The 15,389-nt window shown below is 43.6% G+C and carries 10 protein-coding genes; 8 read left to right on the forward strand and 2 right to left on the reverse strand.

The genetic code is table 11. From position 1 onward, the window contains the following. Positions 1-54: 54 nt before the first annotated feature. The 5 genes from ilvB to NST25_RS06380 all read left to right on the forward strand — a co-directional run bounded on the left by ilvB (position 55) and on the right by NST25_RS06380 (position 9,286). Positions 55-1,797 (forward strand): biosynthetic-type acetolactate synthase large subunit, encoded by a 1,743-nt coding sequence (gene ilvB / locus NST25_RS06360; RefSeq protein ID WP_036679490.1) that lies wholly within the window; start codon positions 55-57, stop codon positions 1,795-1,797. Beyond that, positions 1,794-2,282, forward strand: a complete 489-nt coding sequence (ilvN, locus tag NST25_RS06365) for an acetolactate synthase small subunit (RefSeq protein WP_170914191.1) — start codon at positions 1,794-1,796, stop codon at positions 2,280-2,282. Before ilvB ends, ilvN begins: the two co-directional genes overlap by 4 nt. 177 nt (positions 2,283-2,459) lie before the next feature. After that, positions 2,460-3,452, forward strand: coding sequence for a ketol-acid reductoisomerase (gene ilvC / locus NST25_RS06370; protein WP_036679485.1), 993 nt, complete (start codon positions 2,460-2,462; stop codon positions 3,450-3,452). A gap of 102 nt (positions 3,453-3,554) precedes the next feature. Beyond that, entirely contained in the window at positions 3,555-5,096 is a 1,542-nt protein-coding gene (locus NST25_RS06375; protein ID WP_038569217.1) for a 2-isopropylmalate synthase, read from the forward strand. A 287-nt stretch (positions 5,097-5,383) separates the two neighbouring features. Then, on the forward strand, positions 5,384-9,286 hold the full coding sequence (locus NST25_RS06380) for a collagen binding domain-containing protein (RefSeq protein WP_340393489.1): 3,903 nt from the start codon (positions 5,384-5,386) through the stop codon (positions 9,284-9,286). A 67-nt stretch (positions 9,287-9,353) separates the two neighbouring features. Here NST25_RS06380 and NST25_RS06385 read toward each other — a convergent pair whose 3' ends face one another. Beyond that, positions 9,354-10,499, reverse strand: a complete 1,146-nt coding sequence (locus NST25_RS06385) for a response regulator (protein WP_280752609.1) — start codon at positions 10,497-10,499, stop codon at positions 9,354-9,356. A gap of 83 nt (positions 10,500-10,582) precedes the next feature. Next, entirely contained in the window at positions 10,583-13,681 is a 3,099-nt protein-coding gene (locus NST25_RS06390) for an ATP-binding protein (RefSeq protein WP_340393490.1), read from the reverse strand. A 103-nt stretch (positions 13,682-13,784) separates the two neighbouring features. Here NST25_RS06390 and NST25_RS06395 point away from each other — a divergent pair, with 103 nt between their 5' ends. The 3 genes from NST25_RS06395 (at position 13,785) to NST25_RS06405 (ending at position 15,388) form a co-directional block, all read left to right on the forward strand. Beyond that, positions 13,785-14,366 carry an RNA polymerase sigma factor gene (locus tag NST25_RS06395; protein ID WP_076125482.1) on the forward strand — a complete coding sequence of 194 codons (582 nt, stop codon included), beginning with the start codon at positions 13,785-13,787 and terminating at the stop codon, positions 14,364-14,366. Continuing rightward, a complete protein-coding gene (locus tag NST25_RS06400; RefSeq protein WP_038569222.1) occupies positions 14,363-14,815 on the forward strand; it encodes a zf-HC2 domain-containing protein in 453 nt (150 codons plus the stop codon). Before NST25_RS06395 ends, NST25_RS06400 begins: the two co-directional genes overlap by 4 nt. Before the next feature lie 75 nt (positions 14,816-14,890). Next, positions 14,891-15,388: a hypothetical protein gene (locus tag NST25_RS06405; protein ID WP_076125480.1), complete on the forward strand. Its 498-nt coding sequence runs from the start codon at positions 14,891-14,893 to the stop codon at positions 15,386-15,388. The last annotated feature ends 1 nt before the right edge of the window (position 15,389 follow it).

Raw genomic sequence — 15,389 nt, forward strand, 5'->3', positions numbered from 1 at the left:
AAGGACGGTCCGTCATTTGCATAATGAATGTTAAATATCGGAGGAGGAATACTGATGAGCGCGCAAATACCGGAATTACGGTCTACTGAGCAGTTAAAAGAAAAATGGATGGAGCCGGAGGTCATTTCCGGTTCCGAGATATTACTCCGCAGCCTTGTATTAGAAGGTGTAGACACTGTATTCGGATATCCGGGTGGAGCTGTACTGTACATCTATGATGCATTGTACGGTTTTACGGATTTCAATCACGTGTTAACACGTCATGAGCAAGGTGCTATTCATGCAGCTGACGGTTACGCTAGAGCAAGTGGCAAACCAGGGGTATGTATAGCTACCTCAGGTCCCGGAGCAACGAATCTTGTAACAGGTATTGCTACAGCATATATGGACTCCACTCCATTGGTTGTAATCACAGGTAACGTATTCTCCAGCCTGATCGGTACAGATGCTTTCCAGGAAGCAGACATTACCGGGATAACGATGCCAATCACTAAGCATAGCTACTTTGTAAGAGATGTTGAGGATCTCCCGCGTGTTATACATGAAGCTTTTCATGTGGCGAATACCGGTCGTAAAGGTCCAGTGTTGATCGATATTCCGAAAGACGTGTCAGCAGCGAAGACGTTGTTCACACCAGTGAAAACAGTGAATCTTCGGGGCTACAATCCTTGTACAGTTCCAAACAAACTGCAGCTTGATAAATTGGTTCGTGCGATTGCGGTTGCTGAACGTCCGATCATCATTGCAGGTGGTGGAGTTATTTACTCCGGAGCACATGAAGCTATGTTCGAATTCGTGAAACGGACAGAGATTCCAATTACTACAACCTTGCTGGGTCTCGGAGCTTTTCCTAGTGCAGAAGAACTTTGGATGGGAATGCCGGGTATGCATGGTACGTATACCGCGAATAATGCGATCCAACAGTGCGATTTGCTCATTAATATCGGTGCACGTTTTGATGACCGTGTTACTGGCAGACTGGACGGCTTCGCGCCAAAAGCCAAAATCGTGCATATCGATATCGATCCTGCAGAAATCGGGAAAAATGTATCGCCTGATATTCCGATTGTAGGCGATGTGAAAACTGTATTGGAAATGCTGAATCCTGAGGTTGGCCGCGCATCTAATGCTGATGCTTGGAGAACACAGATTGCTCAGTGGAAGCTAGATCAGCCGCTTCGGTATAAGGATTCAGAAACAGAGCTTAAACCACAATGGGTGATTGAAATGATCAATGACACCACTAAAGGTGAAGCGATTGTTACAACGGATGTTGGTCAGCATCAAATGTGGGCTGCACAATACTATAAGTTCAATCATCCGCGTTCATGGATTACTTCAGGCGGTCTTGGAACGATGGGCTTCGGATTCCCGTCAGCTATCGGTGCACAGATGGCACATCCTGAACGGCTGGTAGTATCCATTAATGGTGATGGCGGCATGCAAATGTGTTCCCAAGAGCTAGCGATATGTGCGATTAACAATATACCAGTCAAAATTGTAGTAATTAACAATCAGGTGCTTGGCATGGTTCGCCAATGGCAGAATCTTATCTATGATAAACGTTACAGCTTTACAGACCTCGCAGGCAGTCCGGACTTCGTTAAGCTGGCTGAGGCCTATGGTGTAAAAGGTCTACGGGCGACGAATAAGGAAGAAGCACGTGATGCATGGCAGAAAGCACTGGAAACACCGGGTCCAGTATTGGTAGAATTCGTTGTTCCAAAAGACGAGAATGTCTACCCGATGGTAACTCAAGGTTCAACCATCGATCATATGCTGATGGGGGATGAATAACAGTGACAAGACATACGATTTCTGTACTCGTAAATGACCAGCCGGGTGTGCTTCAACGGGTGTCGGGTTTGTTCGGTCGCCGCGGATTTAATATTGAGAGTATAACGGTTGGCCAGTCTGAAGAGGTTGGATTGTCCCGGATGGTTATCGTTACTCTTGGAGACCAGCATACGCTTGAACAAATCGAGAAGCAGCTCTACAAGTTAATTGATGTAATTAAAGTCGTTGATCTTGGATCTAAGCCCATGGTTGCTCGTGAGCTGGCTCTGATTAAAGTGAATGCCGATCCAAGTGAGCGTCCGGAAATTATGGGCGTTGTAGAAACCTTCCGGGCTTCAGTTGTTGATATTGGTAGCACTACATTGTTAGTACAGGTAGTTGGAGATACAGTGAAGATTGATGCGATGATCGAGCTTTTGAAACCTTATGGAATCAGAGAACTGTCTCGCACGGGTATTACGGCTATGGTACGCGGTAACTCTTAAATATTTTATTTTGCGACTTTAACGGATTACTGCTTGATTGCATTAATCTGATATGATATGAATGAACTTCCCGCTAAAGAGCGGGAGCTTGAGGAGCAGCTAGATCTTCTATGATTCCAGTTCTCTTGAAGCACCCGCTCTTTATGATGGGTCTCAAATTAAAGGAGGATATTGACAATGGCAGTTACAACGTACTATGAACAGGATGCAGAACTTAGTGTATTAAAAGGAAAGACAATTGCGGTAATCGGGTACGGTAGCCAAGGACATGCCCAAGCACAAAACCTGCGTGACAGTGGTCTTCAAGTTGTCATCGGTCTTCGTGAAGGTAAATCTTTTGAAACTGCGAAAAATGACGGTTTTGAAGTATTGCCAGTAGCTGAAGCAGTATCCCGTGCAGATGTTGTGCAAATCCTAATGCCAGATGAAACACAGGCTTCGGTATATAAAAATGAAGTAGAACCAAACCTCAAAAAAGGCGCAGCTTTGATGTTCTCCCACGGCTTTAACGTACACTTTGGACAAATCGTTGCTCCTAAAGATGCAGACGTGCTGCTTGTAGCACCAAAATCTCCAGGTCACATGGTTCGTCGTACTTATGTTGAAGGCTTTGGCGTTCCTGGCTTGATTGCTATCGAACAAGATGCAACTGGAAAAGCTAAAGAAATCGGTCTTGCTTATGCAAAAGGTATCGGCTGTACACGCGCAGGGGTTATCGAAACTTCCTTCCGTGAAGAAACCGAAACTGACTTGTTCGGTGAACAAGCTGTACTTTGCGGTGGTGTATCCGCACTGATCAAAGCTGGCTTCGAAACATTGACTGAAGCAGGATATGCTCCTGAGATGGCTTACTTCGAATGTCTGCACGAATTGAAACTGATCGTTGACATGGTATACGAAGGCGGATTGTCCAGCATGCGCGATTCCATCAGTAACACTGCTGAGTACGGTGACTATGTAACTGGACCACGCATTGTAACTGAAGATACTAAAAAAGCTATGAAAGCTGTTCTGACAGATATTCAAGAAGGTAAATTCGCTCGTGACTTTATCCTTGAGAACCAATCCGGACGTGCTTTCCTTACCGCTACTCGCCGCAACGAAGCTGCTCACCCAGTAGAAGTTGTAGGTAGCCAATTGCGTGAAATGATGCACTGGATTAAGAAATAATCATAATCATACTTATGATTAAATAGTATTACCTTCAAATGCGGCCGTGACTTTGCGAGCCGCATTTGAGAGTTTCAGCACAATTTTTGGGAGGTGCTTAGCATGCGGAAAATTTATGTGTTCGATACGACACTGCGAGATGGAGAGCAGTCACCAGGTGTGAACCTCAACACGCGTGAGAAAGTGGAGATCGCTTACCAGTTAGAGAAGCTGGGAATTGATCGCATGGAAGCGGGTTTTCCTGCAGCTTCTCCAGGTGATCTAGCTTCTGTTAATGCGGTGGCAAGAGCTGTGAAGAACGTCACGGTAATCGGCCTTTCTCGTTCTAGAGAGACAGATATTGATGCTGTAAAAGAAGCACTACAGGGAGCGCAGGACCCTTGTATTCATATTTTTCTGGCTACATCTCCTATTCACCGCCAGCATAAGCTACGGATGGATAAGGCTCAGGTGCTGGAAACTGCACAGTCTGCTATCCGATACGCTAAAAAATATTTCCCTAAGCTCGAGTTTTCATTAGAAGACGCGGGACGTACGGAGTATGATTTCATGGCTGAAATGGTCGGCATGGCTATCCGGGAAGGCGCTAATGTTGTTAATATCCCGGATACTGTAGGTTATTTGAATCCTTCGGAGTACGGAGCTATCTTTAAATATCTAAAAGAGAATGTGCCTGATATTGAACGCGTACAGCTTAGTGCCCATTGTCATAACGATCTTGGTATGGCTACAGCAAATACGCTGGCTGCGATTCAGAATGGTGCAGATCAGATCGAAGGAACGATCAACGGTATCGGTGAACGTGCCGGGAACACAGCGATTGAGGAAGTTGCGCTAGCGCTTGAGACACGGGCTGAATTTTTTGGCGCAAAAACATCGCTTACGTTATCCGAGATCTCTCGCACAAGCCGTCTGGTCAGCAAGCTGACAGGTATGGTGGTTCCAGGGAATAAAGCGATTGTAGGAGCTAACGCATTTGCTCATGAATCGGGTATTCACCAGGACGGGATGCTGAAAGAGAAAACTACCTACGAGATCATGACACCGGAGACTATTGGACTTAAAGAGAGCAAGCTGGTACTCGGCAAACACTCTGGACGGCACGCTTTCCGCGATAAGTTGAGTGATCTTGGGTATGATTTGTCCGAAGAAGAGCTGAACACCGCTTTTTCTAGATTTAAGGATTTGGCAGATAAGAAAAAAGAAGTATCAGATGAAGACATTTTGGCTTTGATTGAAGAGAAATTAATTGATACGCCAGAAGTCTTTAAGCTGCAAACGATGTTCGTTACTTATGGTAATGAAGCTGTTCCAACCGCCAAGGTTATTATTGCGGGTCCGGAAGACCAGCCGATTGTAGCTGAGGCCGAAGGTAATGGTTCAGTAGATGCCATCTACAATGCTATTGATAAAGCCACGAATGAGGAAGTTACCCTTGGAGATTATTCGATTAAATCGGTCTCCCGTGGTAAAGATGCGCAGGGTGAGGTTCATGTGGTGCTTTCGCAGGGAGAAGTAGCTGCACAAGGCCGTGGACTTAGCACCGATATTCTAGAAGCAAGTGCCCGCGCTTATATTGATGCGCTGAACAAGCTTCTGGAGAAGCGTAAGACTTACACCAAACGTGATCACGCTAGTCTATAAGATGTACAATTTTATTTTTATTTTCCACTAAGTAGTAAATACGACAGGGATATGCGAGTTATTTCGCATATCCCTGTTTTTTTTTGCAATAAAAAGATCTCCAAGACTGCAATAGGACGCTGTTCAGATTATGTATAGATGGACTATTTACAATAGTTGTTAGGTTGCAAATTTATATCATGAGAAAGCGTCAAGGAGGTTAATGCGGGGGAGTAGAGTACGGGATTCAAAGGATAAAGCTTAGGAAAAGCACGATAAACGGAGTGACAAAGGAGGCATTTTTAATAATGTTATCAAAAAAGAAAATTAGCGCATTGCTCGTAGTATTCTTGCTTGTGACGCAATGGGCTTACAGCTTTGGCTTTGGAGTCAATTCGCAGGCATATGCGAGTGGCAACGGTACTGTAATTGGAGATGACCTCATTACTAGTGTTACGCTTGCTGTATACACCGATGATAAATACACAAATACGGTTACAGAAAGCGTATATGAACTTGATTCCTATTCGGAATTGAACTATACATGGTCACTTCCAGATGGGCATGGATATAAGGATGGGTCCACCTATACCTTTGATCTTCCAACACAGTTTGAACTTTATAACGATCTGAATGGTGATCTTATTTTTGACGATGAGCCTGTAGGGTCTTATACCGTCGACAAAAATACTAACCGCGTTGTATTTACATTTAATGCTTATATCGAAACTCACGATAAAGTGGGAGGGACTTTCTCCGTAAGGTCGCTTTTGAGCTCCAAGAAAATTACAGGCTCCACGAAGCAAACCCTGATTTTCCCGATACAAGGCGGTACTCAGACTATTGAGCTTAATTTTAAGCCGAAGGTTAGCTCTACTATAGAAAAAGACGGTTCGCCTAAGCCGCAGTATTATAACCCAACAAGCATCGCTTGGACGGTTGATGTGAATAAGGCACTGGAAAGCGTAAAAAATGCAGTTGTCACCGACACACTTCCTGTGGGATTATCACTGAATACGGTATCTATTGCTGTTTATGAGCTTGATGTGAAGGTCGATGGGACTGTGAGTCTTGGCAATCTAGTGGACAGCAGCAAGTATGATGTGACAGGATCCACTTTGGGAGAGTTAAAGCTGAAATTTGCGGATAACCCGCTTACTAAAGCTTACCGGATTGGCTTCTCTACGGATATTACTGGTACTGGTGTAGATGCGAAAACCTTTTTGAATGAGGCAGTCTTAACAGGAGATAACGGATTTTCTGAAAAGGCTAGCACTACAGTTACAGTAGGACGTGGCAAACCACTATCGAAAGAGTCCACCAATTACGATGCAGCGAATCAGGTGATTTCCTGGGCTGTTAATTTCAATTACAATGAAAAAACAATTTCAGCGGCAAATGCTATTTTGAAGGATACATTCAATAACACTCAAGATCTAATTCTCAACTCGGTTAAAGTTTATCCTGTAACGATCGACAGTAATGGCAACGGGGTTAAAGGCGCGGAAATCGCTTCAAGCGAATATACAATAACTCCAACAACTGTAACGGGATTAAATGGTTTTGATCTGAAATTTAACAATGATATAAATTCTGCCTACCGTATTGAATATCAGACAAAGGCAAACGGCAGAGTATTTGTTGATGGTCAGATTACGAACAAGATTACTTATGATGGAAAAACAGAAACGGGTTACAGTGATATCAAGCAGCAAATTCTCCATAAAAATTATAGTAACGTTAATTATGCGACTAAGACCCTCGATTGGACTATCCAAATTAACGATGACAGCAAGACTATGGAAAATCTAGTGGTGACAGATACTTTTGGCAATGCTGGATTAAAGCTTGTCCCGGGTACATTAAAGGTTCAACCAACTAAAGGTGGAACTGCTACCGTCCATAGTGTTGTTTACAATGCGCATGATCCGGTTGCAGTAAACGATGGATTTGTGATTACTTTTAATGCGCCGATAAATGAGCCTTACACAATTACTTATACAACAAGCTTTAACTATGATTGGCTGGCTCCGGGCAAAACTCAATTCACTAATACAGGTGCACTCGATTGGAAAGAAACGGTTAATGGGGTGCAGGAGTCTAAGCATAAAGAAGCGACCGTAACCTTTAATCCAAGAGATGAGGTTAAAAACAATGGGAAGAAGAGTGGTTCCTACAATGCTGTAACTAAGGAAATCACTTGGAACATTGGGGCTAATTATAATCAGAAAACGTTAATCCAAGCTCAACTGGTTGATACCATTTCAGCTGGCCAAGTTGTAAATATGGATTCTGTGAAAGTGAATAAATGGGAGTATGGAAAGGATGGAAATCCTTCTCCTCAAGCTAGTGTGAATTCCGCGGACTATAAAGTGGAGCTGGATGGCAGTGAGCTGAAGGTGACATTTAATAAAACGATTAATTATGCGTTCTACGTCACTTTCAAAACAACGTTCGCGGATCAAGCGATTGATTCAAATGAAATTAAAAATACAGCTACTTTATATGACGGTGCGAAAGTAGAGTCCGCTAAACTGCAAGCTTCTGTTAATATCCCTCAGGGCGGGGAATACGTTAACAAAGAAGGTGCGCAGGATGGCAATAAAATTCATTGGACGGTTTACATCAACCGTAACCAATCTTTTGTAAAAGAAGCGGTAATTACGGATATTCCAAGCGACAATCAAATCCTGCTGTCCAATACATTCCATGTCTACAAAACGAAAGTTGCAAGCAATGGGGATGTAACATCGACCAACCAAGAATTGGTGAGTGGTACAGATTATAAGCTGGAAATCACTACGGATAATGACGGAAAAGAAAGCTTTAAGCTTAGTTTCCTGAAGGATATTTCCGAAGCTTATATTTTGAAATATGACTCCCTGATCACAGCACAAAACAATGATAAGGTAACCAATAAGGTTAGTTTCGATGGTAAAAACATCAAGGTAGTTCCAGGTGTAAGCACCGAGGAAATTATCGTTAAGCTCTCTAGCGGCTCCGGCACAGGAAGCGGCGTAAGAGGACCGTTGACGATTACCAAAGTAGAAGACGGGAATACGAGTAAGGTGTTAAGTGGGGCCGTTTTTGATCTGTATCGGGTAGTTGATGCCGATAAGATCTGGATTAAGGAAGGCACTACGGATACAAACGGGATACTTGAATTTACCAAACTAACAGGTGGGAAATATATATTAATTGAGAAAACAGCGCCTGCTGGTTATGTTCTTGATCAAACACCACATGAAGTGACTATTTCTTCGACGGCAGGGATAAGCCTTGAGGTAAAAAACAAAGTTCCGACACCAACAGCAACGCCTATACCGACCGTAACGCCCGCACCAACGGTAACACCAACGCCAACGCCAACAGCAACACCAACGTCGACACCGACAGCAACACCAACGTCGACGCCGACAGCAACCCCAACGTCGACGCCAACAGCAACACCAACGTCGACACCGACAGCAACACCAACGTCGACACCGACAGCAACACCAACGTCGACGCCGACAGCAACACCAACGTCGACGCCAACAGCAACGCCAACGTCGACACCGACAGCAACACCAACGTCGACGCCGACAGCAACACCAACGTCTACTCCAGAGGAACCGACAGGTCCTATCTGGACACCATCACCGACTCCGGAAGTAGTCGTTACTTCTACACCAACAGCAACACCAGTTGTGGTGGCAACACCTTCGCCAACACCGATGGTAACGCCAGTGTCGACGGCAACGCCAACGGTTACGCCAACAGCTACTCCAAGCCAGCCTGTGGCAACTAGTACGCCTGTTGTTCCGCAGGTAACTCCACCTGTGCAGAAAGAGATTACCAATGAAGATGTTCCTATTGAAGGTGAAATTCCACTTGGGGGAGTGCCAAGCTTGGGAGATGAGCCGGGACATGGTAAAGTAATTATTACTAAGGATGGCAAATGGGTCTACACACCTGATCCGGGCTATATTGGTAAAGATAAGTTCACCATTATTGTTACAGATGAGAATGGAAATGAAGAAGAAATCCTCATAGAGATTGATGTGGAGGAAGTACCAAAGGGTACAGTTACTGAGCCAGGAAATAACAGCAATAAACCGACTCAGCTTCCGAAAACAGGAGAAGACAGCGCGTTTCCGATCTACTTGGCTGGTGGAAGTCTGGTGCTTTTAGGGTTTGTATTAACAAGACGATTCAAACGTAATAACTAGGAAGGTAATAATAAAGACACCCGGTTTTATCCGGGTGTCTTTATTATGTCTTGATAGGTTATTTAGCTCATCGCACTCTATGGTTAAGCTGTTCCCATTGCTCGTACCATTGCTCAACGCTGGCTGGAAGATTAATGTTAAGCTCCTGCTGGAACAAATCCTTGAGCAGCTTGTACTGCTCTTCCACAGCGGAACGTTCTCCAATGCTGTCGTAGACCTTCATTAATCCTAAATGCCCTTGTTCAAAATAAGGCTGTAGCTGCACTACTCGTTGATAGACAGTAACGGCCTCGGCAATTCTGTTGCTTTCTATATAAAATTGGGCTATGCCCATTGCATGGTGCAGCCAAATGGTACGAAGGCGTTGCCGCTCACTTTCAGCCCATAAATAATCATAATCGTCATAGTAATCTCCAGAATAAAGCTCGAATAAAACTTGATGCTCCGCACAATTAACTTCACTGATGGTTTCCAGAGCCAGGATACCCTGTTCCCACTTATCTACATCAATCAACATTGATCCGGTTTCAAGGGTATAGCCTTCCCCCCCGCTAAGGTTGCTGATATGCAGGTCGACTTCATTCTGCTTTAAGCATTGCCGGACTTGATAAATTGTTGTATAGAGATGGGTAGAGGCCTTTTTCAGATTGAAGTCTGGCCACAGCAGTTCAATCAGCATGTCTTTACTTACGAAGCGGTTGCGATTATGGAGCAAAAAGGCAAATAACTCTTGGGCCTTAGAGGTTCTCCAACGCAGATTATTCAGAGATTGTCCGCCTCGTTCAAAACGAAGCGATTGAAGACAACGAATGGTTACCTCTTCTTTTGCAATTATGAGTTTTGGTGCAAGTGACAATCTTTCTTCTAACCGCTGGACAGCTTTCAATAGTCGGTCATTTCGCACAGGCTTCAAAATATAATCGAGCGCATTAATCTCAAAAGCCTCCACAGCATAATGGTTATACGCGGTAACGAAGATAATATTTGCATTTGGACAGGCCTCTTGGAGCATCTCCGCAGCTTGAAGACCATTAATTTCAGGCATTTCAATATCAATAAAAATAACGTCAGGATGATAAGACGGAGCCTCTAGAATGGCCTGTGAGGGGTCCGTATAGGAAGCGGCTATATGTAAAGATGGTATTTTTTTTAACATAAACTCTAATTTCACAAGGGCAAGCCGTTCATCGTCAACTAATATTGCCTGAATCATTATTAATCACCACTCAGATATAGTATTTTAGCCAAAATACGTCGAATCCTTACTTGATATTTCGGTTCACAATAGTTTGTCTGTTAATCAGAAAGTTTTCGAAGCGGATTTTTTTTGTCAGAAGGAATAATAAAACTCACAGAAGTTCCTTTCCCTTCGGAGCTTTTAATCTGCAGCCCTTTTCCGTAGACCCGCAGCAGCCGTTTATGTGTATTTAAAAATCCGATTCCTCTTTCATCATTAGACGGATTGCTGAGCAACTGCTGGAGTTGTTCGTTTTTCATACCTTGGCCATTGTCTGATATCGTGATTTCAATATCGCCAGCTTGTTCCTTGATGGTTATGGACACCGTTCCTCCTTGGGAGCGACTCAAAATACCATGCCGGACAGCATTTTCAACCAGTGGCTGTATAGTCAGAGGCGGCAGCTGAAAATGCAAGCTTTCCTCATAATCCCAAAGAATGGTCATCCTATCTTCAAAGCGCTCCTTCTCTATGTAGAGGTAGGCATGAACAAGCTCAAGCTCTCGTTCAATCGGTATCATAGGCTCAGCATTCAGGAAATTGAAGCTTAAACGCAAATAAGAGCTGAAGGCATCCACAAGGTGACTCATTCTATTAATATCAAAAGAAGCCAGCGCGGATATTGAATTTAATGTGTTGAACAAGAAATGTGGTTGTATTTGCGCTTGAAGATAGGCAGCTTCCACACGAAGCCGTTCGTTTACGGACTGTTTTAGATCTGTTAAGGAGCGTACACGGGCCTTCAGCTCTATTGCATTCATAGGCTTCATTACATAGTCATTTGCACCTGAAATAAAACCGGTATAAATATCTTCCGCTTGGCCTCGTGCCGTCAGAAGCAGAATGGGAAGCTCAGCAATGGTGTAACGTTCACGAATTCTATGCGCCAGCTCATACCCGGACATTTGTGGCATCATTACATCTGTAATAATTAAATCCCACTGAACGGTATCCAGCAATAGTAAAGCATCGTTTCCGCTGGTCACCGTAACGATTTCATAGTCCTTGATGGAAAGTACGTTGGTAAGTATTTTTAGATTAACCGGATCATCATCTACAGCCAGAAGCTTGGGTCTCCTTCCATGGTCTGATGAAACGATACCCGGTGCGGTTAATTTGGATAAAGTGATCATAGATGGCGTGTCTGAGAATTCAGTTATAGAGGGCAGTTCTGAACTCAATACCCGGCTGGTTGAATCGTATAATGGCATTGTGAATGTAAAGGTAGTACCTTCTCCAAGTGTAGAGACTACACTTATTTTCCCGCCGTGAAGTTCAACTAACTGCTTGCTGGTGCTTAATCCAAGCCCGATGCCACCGCTAACTTCGTTCATGCTGGAATCGCCCTGTTCATAGGGCTGGAAAGCTCTGAGCAACGTCTCCTCGTTCATGCCAAGACCCGTATCCGTAATATGAATCTGCGCCGATTTTTTATGAATATCTGCATGGATTCTTATCGTGCCTACAGTCGTATATTTAACAGCATTTTGAAGCAGATTGAACAAGATCTGAATGAGTCTTTTTTCATCAGCCACAATAGAAGGGAATGAATCTGGTATTTCTGAGATTAAGGTTAAAGATTTCCCTTCCGTTAAGAATTTGAGCATATCAAGCACACCCACTGCGAAGGATTGGATCTTAAGTTCTCTGAGCTGCAATTGTATATTGCTTTCACGGAGCTGGGATTGATCCAGCAGATCGTCTACCAGAAGAGACATACGTCTTCCAACGGTAATGAGCAGTTTTAAATTCTCAGCATTTTGATGCGTTACAGTGTCACGCTCGCTGTCCAGGACAGTTTCGGCAATGTTAATGATACTGTACAGCGGATTTTTTAATTCATGTGAGGTGTTAGCCAAAAAAGCATCCTTTTGTGTAACACTTCTCTGCAGGCTGTGCGCCAGTTTTTCTGTCTCCTTGGTATTCCAGTGATATCGCTTAAATCCAAAAGTCGCAAAGCACAAAAAGGCGATAATTAGATCAAAAGGATAATAGGTAACGTTAACCCAGTTATAATTCTTGAACATTCCCCAAAGTGTGCTGTTAACGATGGCAAACATAGATAACAACAGGAAAATAGAGCCTTCGTAATTTTTAACAATAGATCTCAGAAAAAGAATTAGGACACCTAATGCTAAAACTAATAAATTTATGCCGAAAATCAGTGTGTGAAATTCATAATAGTGAACAACGGGTCCAAATAATATGAACAGGATGTCTACTACGGACAGGATGGTTAGGATACGAATACTTTTTATTTTTAAATCCGTGAACAAAAGATGTTTGCTTGTCTGCAGGATAAAAATAAATACAGCAATATAAGAGATGTAAAATAGTTTGAAATTCCATTGATAGTTCAAGGGAAATACGTGCAATAGAAGCCTGTCATCATCTATGAGTACGGTAGTTATAGCGGATATTACCAGTAGAAAAAAATAGATCAACATCTTTTGCCGCAGCCCAATTATATATAAAATAACAGCATATACAGCGTGCAGTATTAGAACAACACATAATAGCAACTGTAGGCTAATAGAGAGCAGTCTTTCCTGTGTTAAAGCTTTTTCGCTGCCAAATACAATCGTTTTAGAAATTCCTCCCGTTTGGGAAAAGGAATAGTTGGCTACATGGATCACAATTTCAAGTTCACTTTTATCGGTTGTAAAGGATACTGAATAAGGCAGTATGTACGGAATATAGTGTTCTTTACTCTCAGCAGGAGTGCCAGAGCTGTCCAGCCGTTCACCGTTGATATACACTTCTGAAGAGGACCGAGCTCCGGAAATTAGAAGACTATAGGATTGCTTCTTATGATTATCTGTTAGGACACGTAGCCGATAGGAGCCGTAGCCATAAGCAGATTTATCGCTATCGCTAAGGGCATCTTTCCAGTTCCCCGGGACTTGTATATATTTTGCAGGAGCAGCAGTTACAGATTGTTCGTTGAATGAAGGAAGCAGCATACCCGGATAGAACTCCCACTGCCCACTTAAAATAAGGAGTTTGTCCTGATTCCATTGTTTATCCCGTAAATCCAACACACCATTGATCAGTGGTGGTTGTGTGGTGTGCGGAGAAATCTTTACCCATAGGATACGGAATCCAGTGAGTATAATAAGAAACAATGCGATAATTAAGAAGAGTTTTCTTTTAGTCATAGTAGTTAAACATTATTCGACAACAAACTATATATTCCTCTCTTCAGCCTATTTCAAAAAATCCAAAAAAATTTATGTATAGGTTGCAGGGGAGAACGATTGGTTGGCGTCTAACGTTATGAAGGTGAAGGAGGGGAGAAAGCTGGAAGAGGCAGAATGGATTGCTGCTGTGCTGAACGGTCAACATCAAGCCTTTGGGCATTTGGTGACACGTTACCAAGGCATGGTATACAGAGTATGTGTCAAAATCACAGGAGAAGCCGAATCGGCCAAAGATATGGCCCAGGAGGTTTTTATAAAAGCATATAAAGCGCTCCCCTCTTTCAGAGGACAATCCTCCTTCTCGACATGGCTGTATCGGATTGCCTACCGAACCTGTCTGGACTGGAAACGGGCCAACGATAGGGAGTGGAAGTACCGAAGTGCAGCTGATTACACAGAAAATGATTGGGTAACGTCTCAAACTCCGGAGCATGAGGTACTTGAGCAGGAAACATCAGCTGAATTAGGAGAGAATGTGAACAGTCTGGCGGAACCGTACCGGTCGGTCGTCCAGCTGTACTATTTTCAGCGCAATTCCTATCAAGAGATTGCAGAGCAAAAGGGAGTTTCCGTGAAAACAATCGAATCGCAGCTTTATCGAGCCAGACAGATGATGCGTAAACAAAGGGAGGAATGGCGATGAATTGTGCAATAGTGAAGGAATGGATGCCACATTATATAGACGGCCTACTGTCTCCAGAGATGGAGCTGAGTATCCGATTGCACATAGAGTCATGTCCTGATTGCGCAGAGTGGCTGGAGGAAGCCAAAGCAATGTCGGAGCTGTGGTCGGAAATGGATGCTGACAGAGAACAGTTGCAGGCGCAGATGGACTTCCCGGATCTCGCAGCAGATGTTATGACACATATTGAGCAGCTCGAAACAGGGCGCAGATCACGAGCGACTAAGGCAACCAATGTAAGACGTCGTTCTGCCCCAAAAACCTCATGGATTCATTATGGAGTGGCTGCTTGCCTCAGTTTGTTATTGTTGCAGTTTGGGGTATTTGAGAATTTAGCCTATGGCATTACCGAAATAAACGGCCATATGTCGAATTCAGTAACCCAGTGGTTTGGTGGCTTTGGGAGATAGTAATAAAATAATTGATCATCAATAGATGTTTAAATTGGCTAAAGTTTTGCTACCCAAATTTTAGGAGGATGTATTATGATTAAGAAGAGACGTTGGCTCACTTTTATGCTGGCTATGATACCTGGAGTAGGTCATTTGTACTTAGGCTTTAAAAAGCAGGGTTTACAGTTTATGATCGGGGCCTCCTTATGTATAATGTTTATTCCGTCCGAGCCCTTGATCTTCCCGTTTGCCCTGGCGGCGCTGTGGTTTTATCAGTTGTTTGATGCCCTGCAGAAGGCGGCTTGGATGAAAATAACTGCTGCTGAACACGAACGAATGATGTTTCATCCAGACAGCTTCGGAGCCCCTTGGACCATGGGGATGTCCTCTATGCCTGGATATCCACATGAAGAGATCAATCCAGCTTGGGTGGGAATCGGCTGTGTTGTTGCTGGGTTCCTTATGTTGGTAATCACAGCTTTCCCTACCCTTTGGGATATGCTGACTGAGATCAACATCGGTACGATCTTATTATCAGTGGGTCTGATTGCGTACGGACTGAAGATGTTAAGGAACAATACGAGAGCATAAG

Source organism: Paenibacillus sp. FSL E2-0190, assembly GCF_037992965.1.
In the GTDB taxonomy this organism is placed as follows: domain Bacteria; phylum Bacillota; class Bacilli; order Paenibacillales; family Paenibacillaceae; genus Paenibacillus_AQ; species Paenibacillus_AQ odorifer.

Bases quoted from the DNA above. Each gene is read 5' to 3' on its own strand.
- ilvB (WP_036679490.1), top strand. From the start codon at position 55: ATGAGCGCGCAAATACCGGAATTACGGTCTACTGAGCAGTTAAAAGAA.
- ilvC (WP_036679485.1), top strand. From the start codon at position 2,460: ATGGCAGTTACAACGTACTATGAACAGGATGCAGAACTTAGTGTATTA.
- NST25_RS06375 (WP_038569217.1), top strand. From the start codon at position 3,555: ATGCGGAAAATTTATGTGTTCGATACGACACTGCGAGATGGAGAGCAG.
- NST25_RS06380 (WP_340393489.1), top strand. From the start codon at position 5,384: ATGTTATCAAAAAAGAAAATTAGCGCATTGCTCGTAGTATTCTTGCTT.
- NST25_RS06385 (WP_280752609.1), bottom strand. From the start codon at position 10,499: ATGATTCAGGCAATATTAGTTGACGATGAACGGCTTGCCCTTGTGAAA.
- NST25_RS06390 (WP_340393490.1), bottom strand. From the start codon at position 13,681: ATGACTAAAAGAAAACTCTTCTTAATTATCGCATTGTTTCTTATTATA.
- NST25_RS06400 (WP_038569222.1), top strand. From the start codon at position 14,363: ATGAATTGTGCAATAGTGAAGGAATGGATGCCACATTATATAGACGGC.
- NST25_RS06405 (WP_076125480.1), top strand. From the start codon at position 14,891: ATGATTAAGAAGAGACGTTGGCTCACTTTTATGCTGGCTATGATACCT.